Raw genomic sequence first — 16446 nt, forward strand, 5'->3', positions numbered from 1 at the left:
AACATCATGGAAGCAGAACGCCTCAACGCCATCTCCGGTGCCATCTCCGATCTCCGTTCGCGAACGGAAGATCTACGGGGGTATCTTTGACTACGATGTCAAAGTAGGAAGGCTGGACGAAGTCAACGGTTTGCTGGAAGACCCCGACGTCTGGAACAACCCCAAGCGGGCCCAGGACCTCGGCAAGGAAAAGAAGGCAATCGAGGGCGTGGTAAGCGTGCTCAGCAAGCTCACCGACGACCTCAGCGGCGCCGAAGAGCTGTTTGAGCTCGCCAGGGAAGAAGGCGACGACGACACCCTCGAAGCGATCGAGGCCGACGTCAAGGGCTTCGAGGAGATCGTCGCGGGCATGGAATTCCGCCGCATGTTCTCGGGCGAGATGGACCAGGCCAACGCCTTTATCGACATCCAGGCCGGCGCTGGCGGCACCGAAGCGTGCGACTGGGCCTCGATGCTGCTGCGCCAGTACCTGAAGTACTGCGAGCGCAAGGGCTTCAAGGCCGAGGTGCTGGAAGAGTCCGAAGGCGACGTGGCCGGCATCAAGAGCGCGACCATCAAGATCGAGGGCGAATACGCCTTCGGCTACCTGCGTACTGAAACCGGCGTGCACCGCCTGGTGCGCAAGTCGCCGTTCGATTCGTCGGGCGGGCGCCATACCTCGTTCTCGTCGGTGTTCGTCTACCCCGAGGTCGACGATTCGTTCGAGGTCGAGGTCAACCCGGCGGACCTGCGCGTGGACACCTACCGCGCCTCGGGGGCGGGCGGCCAGCACATCAACAAGACCGATTCGGCCGTGCGGATCACGCACATCCCTACCGGAATCGTGGTGCAGTGCCAGAACGACCGCTCACAGCACCGCAACCGTGCCGAAGCCATGTCGATGCTGAAATCGCGCCTGTACGAGCACGAGATGCGCAAGCGCCAGGCCGAGGCCGACAAGCTCGAAGCCGGCAAGACCGACGTGGGCTGGGGCCACCAGATCCGCTCCTACGTGCTGGACCAGAGCCGCATCAAGGACCTGCGCACCAACGTGGAAATGTCCAACACCCAGAAGGTGCTGGACGGCGACCTGGACCCGTTCATCGAGGCCAGCCTCAAGCAGGGACTGTAAGGCCGTACCGGGCCGCCCGCGGCGGCACAGCAACATCACCGCAATCGCTGGATCATCGCTGTACCGCCGCAGCTGCGGCCTTTCCGACCGGGGCACCATGAGCGAAGCCAATCACCTCTACATCATCACCGGCGCCTCGCGCGGGCTGGGCGCGGCACTGACCAATGCCCTGCTCGTGCCGGGCAACCGACTGATCTGCGTGGCGCGCAGCCGCAACAGCGAGCTCGAGCGCATCGCCACCATGAGCGGCGTGCCGGTGGCCTGGCACCTGCAGGACCTGTCGCAGGCCGGCCCCGCCGCAACCTGGCTCGCCAGCGTGCTCGATACGCTCGACATCCCGCCGACCAGCGCCACGCTGATCCTGAACGCGGGCGTGGTCGAACCGATCGGCCCGGTCACGCGCCTGCAGGAGAAAACCCTGGTGCCGCACCTGCTGACCAACCTGGCGGCGCCGATGACGATGACCGCGGCGTTCCTGGAGCGCACCGAGAAGTTCGACTGCCCGCGCAAGGTGCTGGCGATCTCCTCCGGCGCGGCGCGCCGCCCGGTCGAAGGCTGGAGCGCCTACTGCGCCGGCAAGGCCGGGCTGGACATGTTCATGCGCTCGGTCAACGCCGAGTACGCCCAGGCCGAAGCCCCGCGCACCGTGCGCGCCGTGGCGCTGGCCCCGGGCGTGATCGACACCGGCATGCAGGCCACCATCCGCAATGCCGACTTCGCCCAGGTGCAGCGCTTCCGCGAGCTGAAAGCCAATGAACAGCTGGCGTCGGCCGAGGAAACCGCCGGCCGCATCGTCGCCTACCTGCACCGCCCGGATTTCGGCAGCACCGAGCTGGACGATCTCCGCAACTACTAAGCCGCACCCATCAAGCCATCTGAATCCGCGCGCGCCCCGCCGCGCGCGATCCGACAAGACATCATGACTGAACCGAACCGCGCCCAGGCCAAGCCAGCCGCCGCAGATACTCCCGCCGTCGACGAGAACAAGATCATCGCGGAGCGGCGCGAGAAACTGGCCGCGCTGCGCCAGCAAGGCGTGCCCTTCCCCAACGATTTCCGCCCCACCCACCAGGCCGCCGCGCTGCAGGCGCAATACGCCGAGACCGAGCAGGCCACGCTCGAGGCCGCGCCGGTCGAGGTCGCCATCGCCGGGCGCATGATGCTCAAGCGCGTGATGGGCAAGGCCAGCTTTGCCACGGTGCAGGACGGCAGCGGCCAGATCCAGTTCTACATCACCCGCGACAAGGTCGGCGAAGAGGTCTACGCGGCCTTCAAGCACTGGGACCTTGGCGACATCATCAGCGCCCGCGGCGAACTGTTCCGCACCAACAAGGGCGAGCTGTCGGTGCAGGTGCGCGAGCTGCGCCTGCTGTCCAAGTCGCTGCGTCCGCTGCCGGACAAGTTCCACGGCCTGGCCGACCAGGAAATGAAGTACCGCCAGCGCTATGTCGACCTGATCGTGTCGCCGGAAACACGCAACACCTTCCGCGCCCGCACCAATGCGATCTCGTCGCTGCGCCGCCATATGGCCGATGCCGGCTTCATGGAAGTGGAAACGCCGATGCTGCACCCGATCCCGGGCGGCGCCGCGGCCAAGCCCTTCATCACGCACCACAATGCGCTGGACATGCAGATGTTCATGCGCATCGCGCCCGAGCTGTACCTGAAGCGCCTGATCGTCGGCGGCTTCGAGCGTGTGTTCGAGATCAACCGCAACTTCCGCAACGAAGGGGTGAGCCCGCGCCACAACCCCGAGTTCACCATGATGGAGTTCTACGCGGCCTACACGGACTACCGCTGGCTGATGGACTTCACCGAGGACCTGATCCGCAAGGCCGCGATCGATGCGCGCGGCAGTGCCGTGCTGACCTACCAGGACCGCGAGCTGGACCTGTCCAAGCCGTTCCATCGGCTGACGATCTGCCAGGCGATCCAGAAGTTCGCACCGCAGTACACCGATGCGCAACTGGCCGATGCCGGGTTCCTGCGCACCGAGCTGAAGAAGTTCGGCGTCAACACCAACGCGCCGCAGTTCCTCAACGCCGGCCTGGGCACGCTGCAACTGGTGCTGTTCGAGGAAACCGCGGAAAGCCAGCTGTGGGAGCCGACCTTCATCGTCGACTACCCGGTCGAGGTCTCGCCGCTGGCACGCGCCTCGGACACGGTGCCTGGCATCACCGAGCGCTTTGAACTGTTCATCACCGGCCGCGAGATCGCCAACGGCTTCTCGGAGCTGAACGATGCCGAGGACCAGGCCGACCGTTTCCGCAAGCAGGTCGAGCAGAAGGACGCCGGCGATGAAGAAGCCATGTACTTCGACGCCGACTACATCCGCGCGCTGGAATACGGCATGCCCCCGACGGGCGGCTGCGGCATCGGCATCGACCGCCTGGTGATGCTGCTGACGGATAGCCCGAATATCCGCGACGTCATCCTGTTCCCGCATCTGCGCCGGGAAGACTGAGCAAGCGCTTTGGCAAGATGAAGCCCCACCGAATCGGTGGGGCTTTTTCCTTGGGGCGCCGCCAATGTCATGCCAAGCCGCCGAATGTTACAGCCTGGCCCCGTGATATGCGCCCCAACCAACCATAAGGCATTGATATAAAAGATATTTTCCGCCTACATATATTTACAAAAACAAACGGAAAACCCCACCCGCTTCGGCCACACTGGTTCCATCCCAACGCGGCCTTCGCCGCACCGGAGCCATAGCAATGCAAAGCCAAGCCACCCCGAACGACAACACCCCTGCCCCGCTGCCGCCGCAACGCCGGCTGCATCCGCTCGTCGGTGCGGCAGCCGTCGCCGTGGTGATCGCCAGCCTGACCGCGGTCGCCGCCGTCACTGGCGTGCTGCCGATCGGCAAGGCCAGCCCTGACCTGCCGGCGCAGGCCGGTGCGCAGGCAGACCCGCAAGGGCCGCTGCCGGTCACGGCAGCGCCCGCCCCGGGCAGCACCACCCGGCCGCCGGTCTACAACGACGGCCAGCAGCGCCCGGCCGGCCAGGATGCCACCGGTTCGTCGCAAGCCGCGCCACGCACCGCCCCGGCACGCCAGGCCGCGCAGCGCGACAGCGAGCCGCGCGCCAGCCAGCGTGCCGACACCGAGCGCCAGGCTGCCAAGGGCAGCCCCTACGCCGGCCGTATCGTCTCGGTGACGCCGATCCAGACCCAGAAGCCCAACACCAGCGGCCTGGGCGCGCTCGGCGGGGCCGTGGTGGGCGGGCTGCTGGGCAACCAGGTCGGCAAGGGCAATGGCCGCATCGTCGGCACCGTGGTGGGTGCCGTGGGTGGCGGCGTGGCCGGCAACCAGATCGAGAAGACCGTCAGCAAGGACACGCACTATGAAGTGCGCGTGCGCATGGATGACGGCAGCCACCGCACCTTCACCTACGAGAAAGACCCCGCCGTGCAGCCAGGCGAGCGCGTGCACCTGGAGAACGGCGCGCTGATGCGGGGCTGATCCGGCTCTCGCGCAGCAGCAAAGCAAAAGGCCGGCAATTTGCCGGCCTTTTGTCGCCATCCCGATACTGCGTCGCTTATTCGGCTTCCTGGATCCAGGCCTGCTGGATCGCCTCCAGGATCTTCTCGCCCGAGCGCTCGGGCGCGTCGGCAAAGCCGTCGAGCTCCAGCACCCAGCGGCGCAGGTCAGTGAAGCGCACGCCCGCCGGATCGACATCCGGGAACTTGTCATACAGCGCTTCGGCAATGGCGTAGGTATCGGTCCACTTCATGGGATTGTTCTCCGCTGAGATTTGCCGGCCGCTCAGTGGCCTTCCTTGGCGTGGTTGATGGTGTACTTCGGGATTTCGATGGTCAGGTCTTCATCATCGACGATGGCCTGGCACGACAGCCGCGAATTCGGCTCCAGCCCCCAGGCCTTGTCGAGCAGGTCTTCTTCCTTCTCCTCGGCCTCGTTGAGCGAATTGAAGCCCTCGCGCACGATCACGTGGCAGGTGGTGCAGGCGCACGACTTCTCGCACGCATGCTCGATCTCGATGCCGTGCGAGAGCAGCGCGTCGCAGACGCTGACGCCCTTCTCGGCTTCGATCACCGTCCCTTCCGGGCAATATTCAACGTGGGGCAAAACAACGATCTGTGGCATGTGGTGTCCTGATGTCTGTATGTCGGTGCGGGCCCGGTGATCAGCCCAGCTCCTGCACCTTGCGCCCGGCCAGCGCGCTCTTGATCGAACGGTCCATGCGGCGGGCGGCGAATTCGTCGGTACCGTGCGACAGCTTCTCCACCGCGGCGTGGATGGCGTGGTGGTCTTCGCCGGTGGCGATCTCGCGCACCGTAGCCATCAGCGCCTCGACCGCGGTGCGCTCTTCCGCCGACAGCAGGTCGCCATCGGTTTCCAGCGCGCGCTGCGTGGCCTCGACCAGCCGGTCGGCTTCCACGCGCTCTTCGGCCAGCGCGCGGCTCTTCATGTCGTGCTCGGCCTCGCGGAAGCTTTCCTGCAGCATGCGCGCGATATCGTCGTCGGCCAGGCCGTACGACGGCTTGACCGTGACCGAGGCTTCCACACCCGAATGCGTTTCGCGCGCGGTCACCGACAGCAGGCCGTCGGCATCGACCTGGTAGGTCACGCGGATGCGCGCCGCGCCCGCCACCATCGGCGGGATGCCGCGCAGCTCGAAGCGCGCCAGCGAGCGGCAGTCGCTGGCCAGCTCGCGCTCGCCCTGCAGAACGTGGATCGCCATCGCGGTCTGGCCATCCTTGAAGGTGGTGAATTCCTGCGCGCGCGCCACCGGGATGGTGCTGTTGCGCGGGATGATCTTCTCGACCAGGCCGCCCATGGTCTCAACGCCCAGCGACAGCGGGATCACGTCGAGCAGCAGCCAGTCTTCGCCCGGGGCATGGTTGCCGGCCAGCAGGTTGGCCTGCATCGCGGCGCCCAGCGCCACCACGCGGTCCGGGTCGAGGTTGGTCAGCGGGGTCTGGCCGAAGTAGTCGCCCACGGCCTTGCGGATCGACGGCATGCGCGTGGCGCCGCCGACCAGCACCACGCCCTTGACCTCGTCGGGCGCGACGCCCGCGTCGCGCAGCGCCTTGCGCACCGGCGCCAGGGTCTTCTGCACCAGGTGCGCGGTGACCTGGTCGAAGATCTCGACAGTCAGCGTCAGGTGGACGATCTCGCCGGACTCCAGCACGGCGTCGATCACGGTGCTGTCGCTTTCCGACAGCGCTTCCTTGGCCGCGCGCGCACGCACCATCAGCAGGCGCATGTCCTGCGCCGATAGCGGCTGCAGGCTGGCCTGCTCGACGATCCAGCACAGCAGGCGCTGGTCGAAGTCATCGCCGCCGAGGGCCGAGTCGCCGCCGGTGGCCAGCACCTCGAACACGCCCTGCGTGAGCTTGAGCACCGAGATATCGAAGGTGCCGCCGCCCAGGTCGTAAACCGCGTAGATGCCTTCCGAGGCATTGTCCAGGCCGTAGGCAATGGCCGCGGCAGTGGGCTCGTTGAGCAGGCGCAGCACTTCCAGGCCGGCCAGGCGCGCGGCGTCCTTGGTCGCCTGGCGCTGGGCCTCGTCGAAGTAGGCCGGCACCGTGATGACGGCGCCGACCAGGTCGTCGCCCAGCGTGTCTTCAGCGCGCTGGCGCAGCGTGGCCAGGATCTCGGCCGAGATCTCCACCGGGCTCTTTACGCCGGCGGCGGTCTTGATCTGCAGCATGCCCGGCGCGTCGACAAAGTCATACGGGCTGTGCTCGATATTGGCCACGTCGCGCAGGCCGCGGCCCATGAAGCGCTTGACCGAGACGATGGTGTTCTTGGGGTCGCGCACCGCTTCTTCCTGGGCCCGGTAGCCGATATGGGCGGTACGGTCCGGCAGGTAGCGCACGACCGACGGCAGCAGCGCGCGGCCGCGCTCGTCGCCCAGCACTTCGGGAATGCTGCTGCGCACCGCGGCCACCAGCGAATTGGTGGTGCCGAGGTCGATGCCGACGGCCAGGCGGCGTTGGTGGGGCGCCGGCGACATGCCGGGTTCGGAAATCTGGAGCAGTGCCATGGTATTTCTTTGCTGTCTTGTGCGGCAGTGGAAACCGCCATGCGGGTGGCGTTGGGGAGCGGTTTTCGCGCCGGGCGCCATTGTGTCACGGCCCCGGCAAACGTGCCGGTCAGTGTTCCAGCCGGTCGATGGCCTCGCTGGTATCGTGCTCGATCTTCTCGATAAACATCAGTTGCCGCACCGCGCCGCCAGCCGCCTCGTTGTCGCCGGAATCCAGCAACGCGCCCAGTGCTTCGTGGCGCTCACGCTTTTCCTGGCGCAGCTCGCGCAGCAGCGCATCGAGCCGGTCCACTGCGCGCTCTTCCACCGCTTCCTGCAGCGCTTCGCGCCATTCCATCTGCTGCATCAGGAAGGCCGGAGTCATGGCCGTGTTGTTCTCGGCCTGCACATCGACGCCGCGCAGCTTCAGCAGGTAGGTCGCGCGCCGCAACGGCTGGCGCAGCGTACGGTAGGCTTCATTGGCATGCGCGGCCCATTGCATGGCCACGCGGCGCTCGGCGTCGCCCGCCTTGGCAAAGCGGTCCGGATGCGCCTGCGACTGCACGGTGCGGTACGCCGCATCCAGCGCGGCGTCATCGACGCCGTACTGCGCCGGCAGGCCGAACAGCGCAAAAAAATCGTCTTTCAACTGCTTCCCCAAGAAAAAAGAGCGGCCGCGCCGCCCCTTTGTCCATTGCCGCCACGGTGCCGCTCAGGCGGGCTTGCGTGCCCACTCGGCCGGCGGTTCGTTGCGGTCGCACTTCAGGCAGTTCACCCGCATGCCGATCATGCCGGCGCGGCCCTGCTCGCTTTGCGTCCATGGCCGCGACTGCCATGGCGGGTCGTGCCGCATATGCTGGCCGTGCCCGCATTCGAGTTCGGCCACCCAGTGGCCTTCCTCGTCCCGGCGGAACCCGACGATGCTGCGCTCCACCGGGGCTTGCTTGCGCTGGCGCGCCTCAGACCGTGAAGGACTCGCCGCAGCCGCACTCGTCCTTGACGTTGGGGTTGTTGAAGCGGAAACCTTCGTTCAACCCTTCACGTGCGTAGTCGAGTTCGGTGCCGTCGATATACGGCAGGCTCTTGGCGTCGACGATGACCTTGATGCCGTGCGATTCGAACACCGCGTCTTCCGGCAGCAGCTCGTCGACGTATTCCAGCTTGTAGGCCAGGCCCGAGCAGCCGGTGGTCTTCACGCCCAGGCGCAGGCCCACGCCCTTGCCGCGGCGTTCCAGGTAGCGGGCCACATGCTTGGCCGCCTTCTCGGTCATGGTGATCATCGTTGCGTCTTCCTTCGTCGATGCCGTGGTCAGTGCGACAGAATCAGGCAGCCTTCTGCTCGGCGCCGTGCTTCTTCTTGTAGTCTTCGACGGCGGCCTTGATCGCGTCTTCGGCCAGGATCGAGCAGTGGATCTTCACCGGCGGCAGCGCCAGTTCTTCGGCGATCTGGGTGTTCTTGATCTCCAGCGCCTGGTCCACGGTCTTGCCCTTGACCCACTCGGTCACGAGCGAGGACGAGGCAATGGCCGAGCCGCAGCCGTAGGTCTTGAACTTGGCGTCTTCGATCACGCCCGCCTCGTTGACCTTGATCTGCAGCTTCATCACGTCGCCGCAGGCCGGCGCACCGACCATGCCGGTGCCGACCGCATCGTCGTTCTTGTCGAACGAACCGACGTTGCGGGGGTTTTCATAGTGATCGAGAACCTTGGTGCTGTATGACATTTTGCTTACCTCTTGCGTATCTTTGCGGGGGTATTGCGTTTTGTTCTGATGATCTGTGCGGGCGCGTCAGTGCGCGGCCCACTGGATCGAATTCAAATCGACGCCGTCCTTGAACATTTCCCACAGCGGCGACAGGTCGCGCAGCTTGCCGATCTTGCTCTTGAGCAGTTCGATGGTGTAGTCGATCTCCTGCTCGGTGGTGAAGCGGCCCACCGTGAAGCGGATCGAGCTGTGCGCCAGTTCGTCGTTGCGGCCCAGGGCGCGCAGCACATACGACGGCTCCAGCGAGGCCGAGGTGCAGGCCGAACCCGACGACACCGCCACGTCCTTGATCGCCATGATCAGCGACTCGCCTTCGACGAAGTTGAAGCTGACATTCAGGTTGTGCGGCACGCGCTGTTCCAGGTCGCCGTTCAGGTAGACCTCTTCCATGTCCGACAGGCCGTTCCACAGGCGGTCGCGCAGCATGCGGATGCGTTCGTTCTCGGTCGCCATCTCTTCGCGGGCGATGCGGAAGGCTTCGCCCATGCCGACGATCTGGTGCGTGGCCAGCGTGCCCGAGCGCATGCCGCGCTCATGGCCGCCGCCGTGCATCTGCGCCTCGATGCGCACGCGCGGCTTGCGGCGCACGTACAGCGCGCCGATGCCCTTGGGGCCGTAGGTCTTGTGGGCCGAGAACGACATCAGGTCGCACTTCAGCTTGCCCAGGTCGATCGCCACCTTGCCGGTTGCCTGCGCGGCGTCGCAATGGAAGATGATGCCCTTCTCGCGGCAGATCTCGCCGATCTGCGCGACGTCCTGGATCACGCCGATCTCGTTGTTGACCAGCATCACCGACACCAGGATGGTGTCCGGGCGCAGCGCCTGCTTGAACACTTCCATGTCGAGCAGGCCGTTTTCCTTCACGTCCAGGTAGGTCACTTCAAAGCCCTGGCGCTCCAGCTCGCGCGTGGTGTCGAGCACGGCCTTGTGCTCGGTCTTCAGGGTGATGATGTGCTTGCCCTTGCCCGAATAGAAGTTCGCGGCGCCCTTGATCGCCAGGTTGTTCGATTCGGTCGCACCCGAGGTCCACACGATCTCGCGCGGATCGGCGCCGACCAGTGCGGCCACCTGCTCACGTGCTTCTTCCACCGCGCGCTCCGCTTCCCAGCCGTACGCGTGGCTGCGCGAGGCGGGGTTGCCGAACTGCTCGCGCAGGTACGGAATCATCTTGTCCGCCACGCGCGGGTCCACCGGCGTGGTGGCCGAGTAATCCATGTAGATGGGGAAATGTGGGGTGCTCATCGTTATGACTGCCTTGTTAGGGACCGCTGATCGCTGTTTTGCTGTCGTTGCCTGGGCGCGCTCAGGACTGCGCCAGGCTGAAAACTGAATTCACCATTCTGGCCCGGACCGGCTTTTCCTGCTTGTCGGCCTTGCCGCGCGCAGCGGCCGCGACCGGCTGCGCGGCGTCCTCGCGCATGTCGTGCAGCACGGCCGGCTGGCGCTCGCGCTGCTGGTCCACCAGGTTCTTGAGGGAAACGGAGTCGAGGTACTCGACCATCTTCTGGTTCAGCGTGGCCCACAGTTCATGGGTCATGCAGCGCCCGGAGCCGTCATCTCCGTTACAATTGCCCTTGCCGCCGCACTGGGTGGCATCCAGGGGCTCGTCCACGGCGATGATGATGTCCGCCACGGTGACGTCTTCGGCCTTGCGCGCCAGACTGTAGCCGCCGCCCGGGCCGCGCACGCTTTCGACGATCTCGTGCCGGCGCAGCTTGCCAAACAACTGCTCCAGGTAGGACAGCGAGATCTTTTGCCGCTGGCTGATGCCGGCGAGCGTGACCGGTCCCTGGTCCTGGCGCATGGCCAGGTCGATCATCGCAGTGACCGCGAAGCGGCCTTTGGTGGTCAGTCTCATGGTGCAGGGCTCTGGGGGTGAAGCTAATACTTGATCGTTTCCGTCAAGTATAAAGGTACCCGACTAATTCAGTCAACTACCCCTGCCGCAGCGCACCACGCCCCGATCACGCTTCGCGCCCGCCCGCGGCCGTCTCCGGGCCTGCCGCGCGCGGCGGAATCACCAGCGACAACGGGTGCTTCAGGATGCGCCGCCGCACGGCCGCGCTCAGTTCGGCGCGGTCCACGCGCCGCAGGTTGCGTGACCGCAGCGCCATATTGAACGCCAGCGCGAAGCTCACCGCCACGTTCAGCATCCCCATCAGCGCAATGCCCGCCACCGCCAGCCACAGCGACGGCATGCGCAGTGCATCCAGCCCCAGCACGCCGATGGCGGCGCCGACCGAGCCCGTCGACAGCGTCACATGGCGCACTTCCATATGGGGCCCGAAGAAGCTCAGGATTTCCGGCCCCAGCCCCAGCAGCAGGCCCAGCGACACGTTGGCGGCTATGCCCGACAGGTTGCGCTTCCAGAAATCCGCCAGACGGGTGGCGCCGCGCGCACCCAGCACGTACTGGAGGCGCCGGTTGTAGGCCATCACGTCGTGCACGCGATGCAGCGCGAACCAGTTGTCGGCCCAGCCGGCAATCAGGCTGGACAGCCACAGCAGCACGCCGGTGAAGGCGGCATAGAGCGGCGTCGGGCCCAGGATCGAGAACGACTCGATGGTGGCAATCGCCTTGGCCGGCGTGATCAGGTTGGCGCCGAGCAGTTTGTGCGCCAGCCACTGGATCCCCAGCGCCACCGGGAACACCACCGCCAGGTTGCCGACGATCGCCGCCGCGTTGGAGCGGATCATGGCAATGGTGTCGTCGACGAATATCTCGCGCCCTTCCGGCCGCCCTGCCCCGTCCAGCCGGTGCGCCAGCGCCGGCCCGGTCATGGCCGGCTGCTTGGTCGCCAGCGTGAAGTGCGCAAAGTGGATGGCCAGGAAGCCGCCGGCGTAGTTGAGCGAGGCCAGCAACCCTTCACTGAACTTGTCCAGGTGCAGGCCGTAGATCAGGAACTTCAGGTACACGGTGGCGACCGAGACCAGGCCGCCGCCGGCCGCGGCGCGCACCAGCTCGGCGTATTCCTTGCGGTCGCGCGTGATGTAGTGCTCGCCGGTCTCGGCCGAGCGCTCCACCACCTTGCGCGCCAGCTGCGCGAACGAGGTGCCGGCCAGGTGCGAGATGCTGCGCCGGGCCTGGGTCGATCGGATCAGCTCCGCCACCAGGTGCGCATGCATGCCGGGCCGGCGGGGCTCGACCCAGGCCGCCAGCAGCAGCTCGATGCGGCTGAGCTGCACCTTCATGCGCTCGATCTGGAACACCACCTCGACCGACACGCCGTTCTCTTCCAGGTCCTCATACACCTGGCGGATCGCGGCATGGCAGCCGTCCAGCAGCGCGCGGAAGTAGTTCAGGCGGTGGCCAAAGCTGTTGTCGTCATGGCGCAGGCCCTCTTCACGCAAGGCCTGGATGGCCTCGTCCAGGCGGAAGAACGGTGTCTCTTCCACGCGCCCGGCCAGGCGCGAACGGATCGCCTGACTCAGGCCGGTGGCGCGCACCTGGCTGACCAGCACCGCGATGCTGGTGGCCAGCGTCTGGCCCAGCGCATCGCGATAGTGCGCCATGCCCGCCGCTTCGCCCCCGGCGCTGCCGGCCTGCAGCACGCGCGCCAGCCGCGCCAGCAGCCCATCGTCGATGGCCTCGACCCACTCCGCGTCCTCATCCCCGACGAACACCAGCGCAAACAGCCCCGCCATGTCGCTACGGTTGGGCGGCGGCGGCAGGAAGCGGTTCTGCAGCCGGCCCACCATCTCGCTGACGAAGCCCGGGTGCAGGGCCACGCCGGTATCGCAGAACAGTCCGGTGGGGTCGTTCTCGCGCACCAGGCTGCGCACCGTCAGGGCGAAACGCCCGGCCCAGTCGGGACGCCGCTCCAGCACCTGCAGCAGGTAGCGCAGCCGCACATGCTCGGGGTGGCGGCGGTCCGTGCCAGGTTCCTGGCTGTCAGCATCGGCGCCCAGCCCGCCATCGCGGCGGATCCAGAAGCCCAACTCGATCAGCCAGCCGTTGCGCTCGGCCAGCGGCGCCTCAGGATCGGCAGCGGCCAGGATGGCGCCGAGCTGCAGGCTTGCATTGCGCGATTCGCGCCATTTGCGGAACAGTTTGCGAAGCATGGATTCTCGTGGGATCGGTCCGCCGGCCGCGGCGCCGGAGGCGTCGCGGCGCGGGCCGCAGAAAGGACGATGGAGCGGGCGCCGGGATCAGCCGGCGTTGCCTTGCAGGCGCTGGCGCAACTCGGCCACCAGGCCGTCGCAGGCATCTTCGATGTAGTCGAGCACGCGCTCGAAGCCATCGCCTTCGCCGTAGTAGGGGTCCGGCACCTCGTCGGCGTCGTGGCGGGTGGCGAAGCTCATCAGCAGGCGCAGCTTGGCGCCGGCATCGGGGCGCAGCCGCGCCAGGCCGGCCAGGTTCTCGCGGTCCATCGCCAGGATCAGGTCGAAGCGGTCGAAGTCAGGCAGGCCGACCTTGCGCGCGCGCAGCGCGGACAGGTCATAGCCGCGCTGCAGCGCGTGGCGCTGGGTGCGGGGATCGGGCGCGCGGCCCAGGTGGTATTCATGCGTGCCCGCCGAATCCAGTTCCACCAGTGCGTCCAGCCCCGCCGCAGCCAGCTTGGCGCGCAGCACGCCCTCCGCCGTCGGGGAACGGCAGATGTTTCCCATGCAACACATCAGGATGGCGTATGTCTTCATCGGATCACGGCTTGGCGGGAGTGGAACGGCGGGCGCACCGGCACACGGCAGGGCCGCCGGCCGGACAGCCGCAATTCTACCCGCAGCCCTTCAGGCCAGCTGCTTGGCCAGCCGCTCGCCGTGCGCAAACCCGGCCACTTCCGCGGCCTCGCGCGATTTGTAGTGCTCGGTGATGCGCGAGGTCTCGGTCAGCGTGCCGGCGGCGCGGATATTGGTGCCGGGGCGGCAGACGCGCACGGTGTAGGACCATTCGCTCTGTGAGCGCTGTTTGACCTGGACCTGCACCTCGTGGGTTTCATAGACCTTCTTCTTCCATTCACCGATATCGCTCATTGTGGTTCTCCACGGAAAATGGGTGATGCCTGGCTAGTTGACCTCGCCGGCGTCGATCGCGCGCATGGCGCCGGCCTCCGCCAGGGCGATGGCCCCTTCGGGCGTGGGCGCGTCGCCCGCAATCGCCTCGTAGCTGGGGCCGGATGGCTCGCCGAAGGCATCGGCGATGCGCATCTGCGCCGCAAACCCGCCGGCGGCATTGGGGACCGCGCTGACCACGACCGCGTAGCCGCCGTATTCAAACTGGCGTTCCATCTTGCCTCCTTTGCGGCAGCCTTCGCGCTTTCACCCTTCATGACCGGCGCCGCCGCGAATTTCACTATAGGCGAAGCGCGCGTGGCGGTGCGGCGTATCAGGCAGGCGGCAGCGCGCCCTCTCCACTGGCGCCGAACACCTGCGCCTTGAGCTTGGCCAGCTGGTCGCGCACCTGCGCCGCCTGCTCGAACTCCAGGTTGCGGGCGTGATCGAGCATGAGCTTCTCCAAACGCCTGATTTCCTTGGAGACCTGCTTCTCGCTCATGTCCTCGTAGCGGGCCTGCTCCTGCGCCGCCAGCAGCTCGGCCCTGGCATCGTTGACGCTATAGACGCCGTCGATAATGTCCTTGATGCGCTTGACCACGCCGCGCGGCGTGATGCCGTTGGCCTCGTTGAAGGCGATCTGCTTGGCACGGCGGCGCTCGGTCTCTCCAATCGCCTTCTTCATCGACTCGGTCATGCGGTCCGCGTACAGGATCGCGGTACCGTTGACGTTGCGCGCGGCGCGCCCGATGGTCTGGATCAGCGAGCGCTCGGCGCGCAGGAAGCCTTCCTTGTCCGCATCGAGGATCGCCACCAGCGACACCTCGGGAATATCCAGGCCTTCGCGCAGCAGGTTGATGCCCACCAGCACGTCGAAGGTGCCCAGGCGCAGGTCGCGGATGATCTCCACGCGCTCGACCGTGTCGATGTCCGAGTGCAGGTAGCGCACCTTGACGCCGTTCTCGGACAGGAACTCGGTCAGCTGCTCGGCCATGCGCTTGGTCAGCGTGGTCACCAGCACGCGTTCGCCAACCTCCACGCGGGCGTGGATTTCCGATAGCAGGTCATCCACCTGCGTGGTCGCCGGGCGCACCATGATGATGGGATCGACCAGCCCGGTCGGACGCACCACCTGCTCCACCACCTGCCCGGCATTGTCCTGCTCGAACTGCGCCGGCGTGGCCGAAACAAACATCACCTGGCGCATCTTGCGCTCGAATTCGTCGAACTTCAGCGGCCGGTTGTCCAGCGCCGAGGGCAGCCGGAAGCCGTACTCCACCAGCGTGGTCTTGCGCGCGCGGTCGCCGTTGTACATGCCGTTGAGCTGGCCGATCAGCACGTGCGACTCGTCCAGGAACATCAGCGCGTCGGGCGGCAGGTAGTCGACCAGCGTCGGCGGCGGCTCGCCCGGCTTAGCGCCGGACAGGTGCCGCGAATAGTTCTCGATGCCCTTGCAGAAGCCCAGCTCGGACAGCATTTCCAGGTCGAAGCGGGTGCGCTGCTCAAGCCGCTGCGCCTCCACCAGCCGGTTTTCCTTGTGGAAGAACTCCAGCCGCTCGCGCAGCTCCGACTTGATCGCCTCGATCGCGCGCAGCACGGTCTCGCGCGGGGTCACATAGTGGCTCGACGGATAGACCGTGAAGCGCGGGATCTTCTGGCGCACGCGGCCAGTCAGCGGGTCGAAGAACTGCAGCGACTCGACTTCGTCGTCGAACATCTCCAGCCGCACCGCCATCTCGGCATGCTCGGCCGGGAAGATGTCGATGGTGTCGCCGCGCACGCGGAAGGTGCCGCGCTGGAAATCGGTCTCGTTGCGGGTGTACTGCATCGCGATCAGGCGCGCGATCACATCGCGCTGGCTGATCTTGTCGCCGGCCCGCAAGGTGAGAATCATCTGGTGGTATTCGGTCGGGTTGCCGATACCGTAGATCGCAGAGACGGTCGCCACGATGATCGTGTCGCGGCGCTCCAGCAGGCTCTTGGTCGCCGACAGCCGCATCTGCTCGATATGCTCGTTGATCGACGAGTCCTTCTCGATAAACAGGTCGCGCTGCGGGACGTAGGCCTCGGGCTGGTAGTAATCGTAGTAGCTGACGAAGTACTCGACCGCGTTGCGCGGGAAGAACTCGCGAAACTCGGCGTAGAGCTGGGCCGCCAGCGTCTTGTTGGGCGCGAACACGATCGCCGGCCGTCCCATCCGGGCGATCACATTGGCCATGGTGAAGGTCTTGCCCGAACCCGTCACCCCCAGCAGCGTCTGGAACGACAGGCCGTCCTCGACCCCCTCCACCAGTTGCCGGATGGCCTCCGGCTGGTCGCCGGCGGGCGGGAACGGCTGGTAGAGCTGGAACGGGGAGCCGGGGAATGTGACGAATTTCTCTTCGTCCAGGGCCGGCGCGGCTTCTGCAAGGTTCGACATAGGGGGCGAATTTACGGGCGGGATTAGGGAAATACCTCAGGAATACGGGGCGAATACGCTAGAATCTTGGGGTTGCCAGCCCCCGCTTCAAGCCGGAAGCGTCACGGGGGCCTGTCAGCCCCCAGCGCAGTCCGAAGCATTCTACGCCTTCCCGTTTTCTTACATAGCCGACCACG

The 16446-nt window shown here is 66.5% G+C and carries 18 protein-coding genes; 4 read left to right on the forward strand and 14 right to left on the reverse strand.

Features of this window, described 5'->3' with window-relative positions; genetic code table 11:
- Positions 1–6: 6 nt before the first annotated feature.
- The 4 genes from prfB (at position 7) to AC3WQZ_RS21630 (ending at position 4572) form a co-directional block, all read left to right on the forward strand.
- Positions 7–1111 (forward strand): peptide chain release factor 2 gene (gene prfB / locus AC3WQZ_RS21615; RefSeq protein WP_099045607.1). Its coding sequence is split into 2 segments (ribosomal slippage): positions 7–87 and positions 89–1111, totalling 1104 coding nucleotides; the frame shifts between segments, so codons are not numbered across the junction.
- A 97-nt stretch (positions 1112–1208) separates the two neighbouring features.
- A complete protein-coding gene (locus tag AC3WQZ_RS21620; protein ID WP_010809016.1) occupies positions 1209–1967 on the forward strand; it encodes an SDR family oxidoreductase in 759 nt (252 codons plus the stop codon).
- A 63-nt stretch (positions 1968–2030) separates the two neighbouring features.
- Entirely contained in the window at positions 2031–3575 is a 1545-nt protein-coding gene (gene lysS / locus AC3WQZ_RS21625; RefSeq protein ID WP_010809017.1) for a lysine--tRNA ligase, read from the forward strand.
- Between the two features lie 250 nt (positions 3576–3825).
- Entirely contained in the window at positions 3826–4572 is a 747-nt protein-coding gene (locus tag AC3WQZ_RS21630) for a glycine zipper 2TM domain-containing protein (RefSeq protein WP_010809018.1), read from the forward strand.
- A 76-nt stretch (positions 4573–4648) separates the two neighbouring features.
- Here AC3WQZ_RS21630 and iscX read toward each other — a convergent pair whose 3' ends face one another.
- The 14 genes from iscX to uvrB all read right to left on the reverse strand — a co-directional run bounded on the left by iscX (position 4649) and on the right by uvrB (position 16270).
- On the reverse strand, positions 4649–4843 hold the full coding sequence (gene iscX / locus AC3WQZ_RS21635; protein WP_010809019.1) for a Fe-S cluster assembly protein IscX: 195 nt from the start codon (positions 4841–4843) through the stop codon (positions 4649–4651).
- A gap of 32 nt (positions 4844–4875) precedes the next feature.
- Complete coding sequence (fdx, locus tag AC3WQZ_RS21640) at positions 4876–5214, reverse strand: ISC system 2Fe-2S type ferredoxin (protein WP_010809020.1); 339 nt, start codon at positions 5212–5214, stop codon at positions 4876–4878.
- Between the two features lie 40 nt (positions 5215–5254).
- The gene (hscA, locus tag AC3WQZ_RS21645) at positions 5255–7120 is read right to left on the reverse strand and encodes a Fe-S protein assembly chaperone HscA (RefSeq protein ID WP_010809021.1); all 1866 of its coding nucleotides are present in this window, start codon (positions 7118–7120) and stop codon (positions 5255–5257) included.
- 109 nt (positions 7121–7229) lie between these two features.
- A complete protein-coding gene (gene hscB, locus AC3WQZ_RS21650; protein ID WP_010809022.1) occupies positions 7230–7748 on the reverse strand; it encodes a Fe-S protein assembly co-chaperone HscB in 519 nt (172 codons plus the stop codon).
- Positions 7749–7811: 63 nt separating this feature from the next.
- Complete coding sequence (locus tag AC3WQZ_RS21655) at positions 7812–8033, reverse strand: DUF3565 domain-containing protein (protein WP_010809023.1); 222 nt, start codon at positions 8031–8033, stop codon at positions 7812–7814.
- 25 nt (positions 8034–8058) lie between these two features.
- On the reverse strand, positions 8059–8379 hold the full coding sequence (gene iscA / locus AC3WQZ_RS21660; RefSeq protein WP_010809024.1) for an iron-sulfur cluster assembly protein IscA: 321 nt from the start codon (positions 8377–8379) through the stop codon (positions 8059–8061).
- A 43-nt stretch (positions 8380–8422) separates the two neighbouring features.
- Entirely contained in the window at positions 8423–8821 is a 399-nt protein-coding gene (gene iscU / locus AC3WQZ_RS21665) for a Fe-S cluster assembly scaffold IscU (RefSeq protein ID WP_010809025.1), read from the reverse strand.
- Positions 8822–8887: 66 nt separating this feature from the next.
- Positions 8888–10111, reverse strand: a complete 1224-nt coding sequence (locus AC3WQZ_RS21670; RefSeq protein WP_269446663.1) for an IscS subfamily cysteine desulfurase — start codon at positions 10109–10111, stop codon at positions 8888–8890.
- 55 nt (positions 10112–10166) lie between these two features.
- Positions 10167–10721 carry a Fe-S cluster assembly transcriptional regulator IscR gene (iscR, locus tag AC3WQZ_RS21675; RefSeq protein ID WP_011614910.1) on the reverse strand — a complete coding sequence of 185 codons (555 nt, stop codon included), beginning with the start codon at positions 10719–10721 and terminating at the stop codon, positions 10167–10169.
- A 106-nt stretch (positions 10722–10827) separates the two neighbouring features.
- Complete coding sequence (locus AC3WQZ_RS21680; protein ID WP_492301228.1) at positions 10828–12924, reverse strand: site-specific recombinase; 2097 nt, start codon at positions 12922–12924, stop codon at positions 10828–10830.
- 87 nt (positions 12925–13011) lie between these two features.
- Positions 13012–13500, reverse strand: a complete 489-nt coding sequence (locus AC3WQZ_RS21685; protein WP_010809029.1) for a low molecular weight protein-tyrosine-phosphatase — start codon at positions 13498–13500, stop codon at positions 13012–13014.
- Positions 13501–13590: 90 nt separating this feature from the next.
- Positions 13591–13833: a hypothetical protein gene (locus AC3WQZ_RS21690; RefSeq protein ID WP_010809030.1), complete on the reverse strand. Its 243-nt coding sequence runs from the start codon at positions 13831–13833 to the stop codon at positions 13591–13593.
- 33 nt (positions 13834–13866) lie between these two features.
- Entirely contained in the window at positions 13867–14088 is a 222-nt protein-coding gene (locus AC3WQZ_RS21695) for a hypothetical protein (RefSeq protein WP_010809031.1), read from the reverse strand.
- 97 nt (positions 14089–14185) lie between these two features.
- Entirely contained in the window at positions 14186–16270 is a 2085-nt protein-coding gene (gene uvrB / locus AC3WQZ_RS21700) for an excinuclease ABC subunit UvrB (RefSeq protein ID WP_492301229.1), read from the reverse strand.
- Between the last annotated feature and the right edge of the window lie 176 nt (positions 16271–16446).

It is taken from the genome of Cupriavidus sp. FW305-26 (assembly GCF_058787975.1).

Bases quoted from the DNA above. Each gene is read 5' to 3' on its own strand.
- AC3WQZ_RS21620 (WP_010809016.1), top strand. From the start codon at position 1,209: ATGAGCGAAGCCAATCACCTCTACATCATCACCGGCGCCTCGCGCGGG.
- lysS (WP_010809017.1), top strand. From the start codon at position 2,031: ATGACTGAACCGAACCGCGCCCAGGCCAAGCCAGCCGCCGCAGATACT.
- AC3WQZ_RS21630 (WP_010809018.1), top strand. From the start codon at position 3,826: ATGCAAAGCCAAGCCACCCCGAACGACAACACCCCTGCCCCGCTGCCG.
- iscX (WP_010809019.1), bottom strand. From the start codon at position 4,843: ATGAAGTGGACCGATACCTACGCCATTGCCGAAGCGCTGTATGACAAG.
- fdx (WP_010809020.1), bottom strand. From the start codon at position 5,214: ATGCCACAGATCGTTGTTTTGCCCCACGTTGAATATTGCCCGGAAGGG.
- hscA (WP_010809021.1), bottom strand. From the start codon at position 7,120: ATGGCACTGCTCCAGATTTCCGAACCCGGCATGTCGCCGGCGCCCCAC.
- iscA (WP_010809024.1), bottom strand. From the start codon at position 8,379: ATGATCACCATGACCGAGAAGGCGGCCAAGCATGTGGCCCGCTACCTG.
- iscU (WP_010809025.1), bottom strand. From the start codon at position 8,821: ATGTCATACAGCACCAAGGTTCTCGATCACTATGAAAACCCCCGCAAC.
- iscR (WP_011614910.1), bottom strand. From the start codon at position 10,721: ATGAGACTGACCACCAAAGGCCGCTTCGCGGTCACTGCGATGATCGAC.
- AC3WQZ_RS21680 (WP_492301228.1), bottom strand. From the start codon at position 12,924: ATGCTTCGCAAACTGTTCCGCAAATGGCGCGAATCGCGCAATGCAAGC.
- AC3WQZ_RS21685 (WP_010809029.1), bottom strand. From the start codon at position 13,500: ATGAAGACATACGCCATCCTGATGTGTTGCATGGGAAACATCTGCCGT.
- AC3WQZ_RS21690 (WP_010809030.1), bottom strand. From the start codon at position 13,833: ATGAGCGATATCGGTGAATGGAAGAAGAAGGTCTATGAAACCCACGAG.
- AC3WQZ_RS21695 (WP_010809031.1), bottom strand. From the start codon at position 14,088: ATGGAACGCCAGTTTGAATACGGCGGCTACGCGGTCGTGGTCAGCGCG.
- uvrB (WP_492301229.1), bottom strand. From the start codon at position 16,270: ATGTCGAACCTTGCAGAAGCCGCGCCGGCCCTGGACGAAGAGAAATTC.